The organism is Candidatus Stoquefichus massiliensis AP9 (assembly GCF_000455285.1).
GTDB classification, from domain to species: Bacteria; Bacillota_I; Bacilli_A; order Erysipelotrichales; family Coprobacillaceae; genus Stoquefichus; species Stoquefichus massiliensis.
On record NZ_HG005287.1, the window covers coordinates 83,716 to 90,374 of the forward strand.

At 32.2% G+C, this 6,659-nt stretch carries 9 protein-coding genes; all 9 read right to left on the reverse strand.

Annotated features, from left to right (window positions below):
- Nucleotides 1-7: 7 nt before the first annotated feature.
- Nucleotides 8-289 (reverse strand): hypothetical protein, encoded by a 282-nt coding sequence (locus BN350_RS06370; protein WP_028042848.1) that lies wholly within the window; start codon nt 287-289, stop codon nt 8-10.
- A gap of 15 nt (nt 290-304) precedes the next feature.
- Nucleotides 305-1,141, reverse strand: a complete 837-nt coding sequence (locus BN350_RS06375) for a PTS system mannose/fructose/sorbose family transporter subunit IID (RefSeq protein ID WP_028042849.1) — start codon at nt 1,139-1,141, stop codon at nt 305-307.
- 1 nt (nt 1,142) lies between these two features.
- Nucleotides 1,143-1,976 (reverse strand): PTS mannose/fructose/sorbose/N-acetylgalactosamine transporter subunit IIC, encoded by an 834-nt coding sequence (locus BN350_RS06380; protein WP_028042850.1) that lies wholly within the window; start codon nt 1,974-1,976, stop codon nt 1,143-1,145.
- 27 nt (nt 1,977-2,003) lie between these two features.
- Nucleotides 2,004-2,495, reverse strand: a complete 492-nt coding sequence (locus BN350_RS06385; protein WP_028042851.1) for a PTS sugar transporter subunit IIB — start codon at nt 2,493-2,495, stop codon at nt 2,004-2,006.
- Nucleotides 2,496-2,509: 14 nt separating this feature from the next.
- Nucleotides 2,510-2,932: a PTS sugar transporter subunit IIA gene (locus tag BN350_RS06390; RefSeq protein WP_028042852.1), complete on the reverse strand. Its 423-nt coding sequence runs from the start codon at nt 2,930-2,932 to the stop codon at nt 2,510-2,512.
- 147 nt (nt 2,933-3,079) lie between these two features.
- A complete protein-coding gene (locus tag BN350_RS06395) occupies nt 3,080-4,372 on the reverse strand; it encodes an ABC transporter substrate-binding protein (protein ID WP_231385241.1) in 1,293 nt (430 codons plus the stop codon).
- Nucleotides 4,365-5,039 carry a response regulator transcription factor gene (locus BN350_RS06400; RefSeq protein WP_028042854.1) on the reverse strand — a complete coding sequence of 225 codons (675 nt, stop codon included), beginning with the start codon at nt 5,037-5,039 and terminating at the stop codon, nt 4,365-4,367. Before BN350_RS06400 ends, BN350_RS06395 begins: the two co-directional genes overlap by 8 nt.
- Nucleotides 5,017-6,342: a sensor histidine kinase gene (locus BN350_RS06405; RefSeq protein WP_028042855.1), complete on the reverse strand. Its 1,326-nt coding sequence runs from the start codon at nt 6,340-6,342 to the stop codon at nt 5,017-5,019. The genes BN350_RS06400 and BN350_RS06405 overlap by 23 nt, the downstream gene beginning before the upstream one ends.
- Nucleotides 6,342-6,659 (reverse strand): substrate-binding domain-containing protein (locus tag BN350_RS18645; protein ID WP_044600174.1); only part of this gene is annotated, 318 nt, incomplete at its 5' end. The genes BN350_RS18645 and BN350_RS06405, both read right to left, overlap by 1 nt.

Below are 6,659 nucleotides of genomic sequence, written 5' to 3' on the forward strand. Positions count from 1 at the left end.
AGAAATGCTATTTAGCATTTCTTTTCTCAACCATATTAATAAGTTTATGAACATTTTCTTTACCATTCCTGAAACCAAGTCCTATGACAATACATCCTATAACACTTAGAATCATCAATACAATACCTATGATTTTTAAAACTGGATGAACAGATGGTCCAAATAAAATAAGAACTAAGGATATTGAGGAAAAAATAATGAAGTTTTTTAGCCATCTTTGTAGATTATTTAACATATGTGTTTGATATTGAATTTCCTGTATATATGATTGTTTTAATTTGGCTTCCATGATAAATCTCCTTTATTAATAAGTTAATCCTGGATTGAAGAATCCAACCAAGACTCCAATAAATGCAATAACAACTAATAACAACATGACTTTAATTGGTGACATCTTCTTCTTAGATAAAAGATACCAGCACAATAATACAAAAGCTGCAGTTAAAATACCTGGATAAACACTATCTAATGTTTTTTGTAAATTTAAATAAGGTTCTTTTGCCCCTTCAGCAATCATTGTAAATGAAGTTTTTACACTGACCCAAGTTGCTGCCACTGCTCCAATGACAATACCACCTAACATTGTAATAGATTCTCTTAACGCTTCACCTTGTGCACCAACTAAGAAATCTACAGCTTTACCACCTAATTCATACCCTTTGAAATATAAGAACTTCATTCCAAAATAAGCAAACAAGTTCCATACAATAATATAGAAGATTGCTCCAAGTGGAGATCCACCAGAAGACATTCCCATTGCTACTCCTAATAAGATCGGAATGACTGTTCCAACAACCAATGAATCACCAATACCCGCTAATGGTCCCATCAACCCAGCACGCAAACCATTAATCGTTTCATCATCAACATCCTCAGTCCCATTCGCACGTGCTTCTTCTAAACCAGCAGTCATACCAACAATAACTGATCCAACTTGAGGTTCGGTATTAAAGAATGCTGTATATGTTTTCATAGATCTTGCTTGATCTTCTTTTGTTTTATATAATTCTTCAACAATTGGCAGCATTGAACACAAATAACCAAATGTTTGCATATGTTCCTGAGAAAAACATGTTAAGTTTCCATAATACCAATTATGAAATGACTTTGTTAGAGTCTTTTTTGTTAATTTCTTATCCATCTCATATATCCTCCTCGTCATCAACATCAACAAGTGCTGGTTTATTGATTGTCAGCATCTTAATACGATAATTAATTAAAGCAAACATACCAGCAATGACTGTTGCAGAAACTAAATTGATTCCTAAAGCTGCTGCTAAAGTAAAACCAAAGAAGAAAGGAATAAAATCAATCGCTTTTGTGACAATTTGTTTTAATAATATAGCAATACCAACACATGGTAATAATGAACCAACTGTAAATAAAGTCATCATTGCTATTCCATCCATAGGTAAATATGTTTTAATCATATCAACCATTGGCGCTCCCATCTTACACATAATCAATGTTGGAATAAATGAACATATGATATGTGAAATCCATGGTAATACCATATCTACAACATATAATTTTTTAAAATCACCTTTTTCAACAGCTTTCCATCCAACATGTTGCCATGCTAAGTTGATTGTTGCTGTTCCATAGAATAAAACTGTTCCTAAAGTACCTACCATTGTACCAAATGAAGTTGCTAAAGCCTGTCCGTCTGCTGATCCAGCATCTAATCCATAACTTTTAATTGCAATCATGGCCAAAGGAATTCCTATATAACTGACAGCACGAACGTCAGCTGATACTGTTCCTCCTGGTGTAACCAATGCAATATAAACAACCTGCATAGCAACACCAACCAAAATACCTGTAGCAATATCTCCTAAAATAATACCACAAACCAAACCACCCACCAATGGTCTACCTAATGTGTAGTTACCAAATGATGTTCCTCCTAATCCAGGCATACTTGATAAACATGCAAACAAACCAAGTAATCCTGCTTGAATCCAACTAATTTCCATAAGTTTTCTCCCCTTTATAATTTATTGTTAATAACCAAATTTACTTCTAAAATCATCCCATGTTCCAATAGAAACATCTGGTAGTAAAGCAAATTTGATTTTATAACCAGCTTTAGCCATCTTTTCAAATGCATCTGCTTCTTCTTGTGTTATTGACTGATTGTTTCCTAATTTTGTTGCTCCTTCACGATCATTACAAGGTCCAACAATCACAGTATCTATCCCACTTTTTAATCCTTGATCCACAAGAATTTTACACATGTCTACTGGATTTTTAGCAATCAAGAAATATTTTGTATCACTCTCTAATACTTTTTGTGATTTTCTCTTAAAGTCATCCAATGTCCATACAAATGTTTTCTTTCCACTTGCCGCTTTATATGCTGCTTTTAAGACATCATTTTGAGCTGCTTTATCATTCACAGCAATCAATCCATCACAAGGATATTCACGTGCCCAGCGTGTACATGTTTGACCATGGATCATACGATCATCAATTCTAATAAATGAAACTGACATAAATTCTTCCTCCTTTAAATTTCATCTTCCTCATCTACTTCAATTTTAAATTCTTTTAAAGCACTTTGCGCTTCTGAAAGCACTTGTTCTACCAATGCTTCTTTATCAAAAGCATCTTTCATCAATACAGTTGTTAATGCTAATGGTAAATTCATACCACCAATCACAACTGTTTGTGTCCCCATACCAAGATCATTCATAACATTCATAGCTGTTGTCAATGGTGATCCACCAATTAAATCACCTAATAATATGATTTCATCACGTTCTGTAATTGGTTGAATAGCCTTTTCAAATTGAACAGCAAATTCATCAGCAGTTTTGCCATCTTTTAAACCAACAGCTATAACTTCTTCTTTTTGTCCAGCAAGCATCATTAATGCATTAGCAAGTCCTTCAGCAAACTCTCCATGACTGACAAGAACAACATATTTCATACCTTCTCTCCTCCTTCTTAAGACACTTACATTCTATCAATAAAGCGTTTACATTCCATCTGTCGTTTGTCATATATTTCTACTGACAATTGCCACCTTTTAATATGACAAATGTCATATACAAAAAAACACACAAATCATTGTGTGTCATTCCTTCAGATATTGATTAATTTCTTTTTGTAATGTAATTAACGATATATCAACTTCTTCATCATTTTGAATAATTTGCTGAATACTTGTATTGAGTAAGTTTAAAGTTGATTCATATTTCTTAAATTGACTATGATTCACTGTGTTTTCCATAACCTCATTAAGTAAGCTCATATCAACTTGACTATCACCCAAAGATTCATCATTTAAAAGTAAAAGGGCTTCTTTAGATTGTGTAACACTCTTCAATGATGAAATACCTTGTGAATACTGAAATAACTGTTTTTGTGTTTGTTCATCATACGATAACATTTTAAGAAATTCCCACGCAATTTGTGTATGATGACTACGAGCCGACATTCCCATCAACAATGATGAGACCTGAGTACTATTTTGAGTTAATGATAAAGAGGGCATTTTCACACAATCCCATTCAAAATTTGAATATTTTTTAACTCGCCATGGATAAGGTTTATAAGTCCTATATTGTGAAAAAGGCATTGGTGAAAAAGCAACTTGTCCTTGATCAAATTCATGAGATGTAATGTTATGGCCTTGATTTAATTCATTTAATTTTTGTATAAATGATATAGAATCTTTAACAGAACTTTGATTAACATAACATTCTGTACCAGTTTCATTAAATAACCGCGCACCATGACTATAAAGAGAATCTAACCAATTAAAATTATAACATCCATATTGATCAATGACTCCATCATGATTACTATCTTTTGTTACTTTTTGACATATCTTATAAAAATCATCTAATGTCCAATGATTTTTTGGCATACTAATGCCTTCTTTTTGAAGTAATGTTTTATTCACAAACATAAGTGTTGGATTACTTTCATAAGGTAAAGCATATTGTTTATCTTGATATTTACCCGCTTGAAGTGCACTTTTATAATATTGCTGTGTATCAAATGATTGATCTTCTTGAATGAACTGATTAAGATTCTTTAAAGCACCTAGATAACTCAAGGTATTAAAGTCCTCACTTAAAATCATAAATATATCTGGTTCATTTCCTTTTAAATATTGTTCTGATAACCATTGAGAATAATCTTCTTTTAGAATACCACTTTCATATTCTACTTTGACATTGGGATGTTCTTTTTCAAATCTCTCAATACTTTGATCTATAATCACATAACAATCTCCACTTGGCACATCCCAATTACTACCCGCAAAAATCCCTATACGTAAAACAATTGTCTGAGGCCAACAAACAAGTGTCAAAACACATCCAATAACAAGGATCAAAATGATCAGATGTTTTTTATTCATCATTAAAATCCTTTGTTGTTTGACCTGATTGAACTGCCCAGATAGCCAATTGTGTACGATCTCTTAAATCCAGTTTAGAAAGAATTGAACTCAAATAATTACGAACTGTACCTTCTGAAAGAAAGAGTTTTTGAGCAATTTCTTTATTTGATAAGCCAAATCCTACTTGCTGAATGACCTTCCACTCTGGTTTACTAATATCACCTAAACAACTTTCATCAACTTGAATAGAATAATTATTTTGTGACATCTTTGAAAACATACTAAATACCTTCGTTGCTATATCAGGATTAATCATCGCACCACCATTATCAACAGTCAAAATAGCCTGATAAAGTTCATCCATTCCTACACCTTTTAATAAATAACCACTAGCTCCATAACGTAAGGCACTAAATACAAAGTCATCATCATCAAATGTCGTTAAAATAATAATCTTTGTAAGCGGATATTGTTCTTTGACTGCTTTTGTACAATAAACACCATCCATTCTTGGCATACGAATATCCATTAAAATAACATCTATCTGTTCTCTTTTTAAAATATCTAAAACCTCAAATCCATCACCAGCCACACCCACAACATGAATATCATCATGTATCGATAAAACAATCTTTAAGGATTCTCTAATTAATTCCTGATCATCAACAATCAACACTCTTACCATAATTTTCTCCCCTCTGCATTGGAATTTTTACAACTGTTAAAAACCCATTATGACCATCATATTCAACATTCCCATTCACTATAGCAACTCTTTCCTTCATTTGTTTTAATCCAAAACCATAATGAATATCATCACAGCCAATACCATTATCTTTGATTTTCAAATAAAGCATATTATCTTCTAAATAAAGTGAGACATCAATATGAGTTGCTCCACCATGTCTTAAAGCATTTGTAATACTCTCCTGGATAATACGAAATAGAATATCTTCTTTTGTATTCTCAAAATCAACATGATCTAAACGATAATCTAACTCAATAACGAGATCACTCACATTTGAAAATTCTTCAATCATCTTTTCAATAGCCCCTTTGAGACCATGTTTCTCCAAAGCTCCAGGACGTAATTTATTCAATGAATTTCTTACATCACCAATACCCTCTCTCACAACTCGTGAAACAACTTGTAATTGCTGTTTAGTCGCTGAGGGATTGATATCAATCATGGCAATACAAGCATCCACTCCTGCCGCAATACCTGTTAAAGCATGACCCAAAGTATCATGTATTTCACGTGCCAAACGTTTTCTTTCATTATTTTCACCAATCTTTTCAGTGATTGCTGCATAATCCTTTAATTCTTTATTCACTTGATATATCATAGATAATTCTTTTGTAATATTCTCATTTTCCTGCATCTGCTCAGCAATATAAACAATAATAAAGACAATAAACAACAACAAATTACATGTCTCTAAAATATTTTTAGCAATCATCAGCATACCCCTCACACTAGCGTCATAAACAACCATATACTGACTGACATTCGTCATTGGAACAACAATAGAAAAAACATCATAACTTGCAAACAAATAAACAATAACCATAGCAGCTAATAACCACTTAGAATATTTATCATCTTTTAGATGATAAATACAATCACAGAACACCAATAAAATAACACCATTATAACCCATATATAAAAGATAAATAATCATAGCACAAACAATAAACTCAACCCCACTATATAAAATATTCATCTTTTTATTTTCAATAATCTTCTCACCACGATGATAAATAATATAACTCAATATACAAAACAACGTAATAGACCCCAAAAACACAAACAATGGATGATGAGGAATATAAGAAATGTCATCTAGAAAATCTCTAGCTAAACCATTTTGAACAATATACTTTGTTGTTAAAAGAACAATTGTTCCATTAAATATGACGATAACCAAATTCAATAAGATCATAAAAGTTCTAAGTGATGTTAAAGAACGAAAATAAGATTTATTCATTATTGCCACCCCTTTACATCATAATGCGAAATATTATCTTTGTTCATAAGAGTGACAGGAATCTTAATCAGACTTTCTACTTTTTCTCCCACTATAACTTTATACATTTGTTCAACCGCTATCTTCCCTAAAGAAATTGGAGATTGCGCAACTGTTCCAGCAATCATATCACTCTTGGATATAAGAGATTTCAAATCTGGTGTCCCATCAATTCCATAAACAAGGACATCTTTTTTATCCTGATTTTCTAAAGCTGCCAACGCTCCCAAAGCACTAGGATCATTTAATGCCATAACAACATCAATTTGACGTGTTTG

Coding starts and splice junctions, on each gene's coding strand:
- BN350_RS06370 (WP_028042848.1), bottom strand. CDS start 289: ATGGAAGCCAAATTAAAACAATCATATATACAGGAAATTCAATATCAA.
- BN350_RS06375 (WP_028042849.1), bottom strand. CDS start 1,141: ATGGATAAGAAATTAACAAAAAAGACTCTAACAAAGTCATTTCATAAT.
- BN350_RS06380 (WP_028042850.1), bottom strand. CDS start 1,976: ATGGAAATTAGTTGGATTCAAGCAGGATTACTTGGTTTGTTTGCATGT.
- BN350_RS06385 (WP_028042851.1), bottom strand. CDS start 2,495: ATGTCAGTTTCATTTATTAGAATTGATGATCGTATGATCCATGGTCAA.
- BN350_RS06390 (WP_028042852.1), bottom strand. CDS start 2,932: ATGAAATATGTTGTTCTTGTCAGTCATGGAGAGTTTGCTGAAGGACTT.
- BN350_RS06395 (WP_231385241.1), bottom strand. CDS start 4,372: ATGAATAAAAAACATCTGATCATTTTGATCCTTGTTATTGGATGTGTT.
- BN350_RS06400 (WP_028042854.1), bottom strand. CDS start 5,039: ATGGTAAGAGTGTTGATTGTTGATGATCAGGAATTAATTAGAGAATCC.
- BN350_RS06405 (WP_028042855.1), bottom strand. CDS start 6,342: ATGAATAAATCTTATTTTCGTTCTTTAACATCACTTAGAACTTTTATG.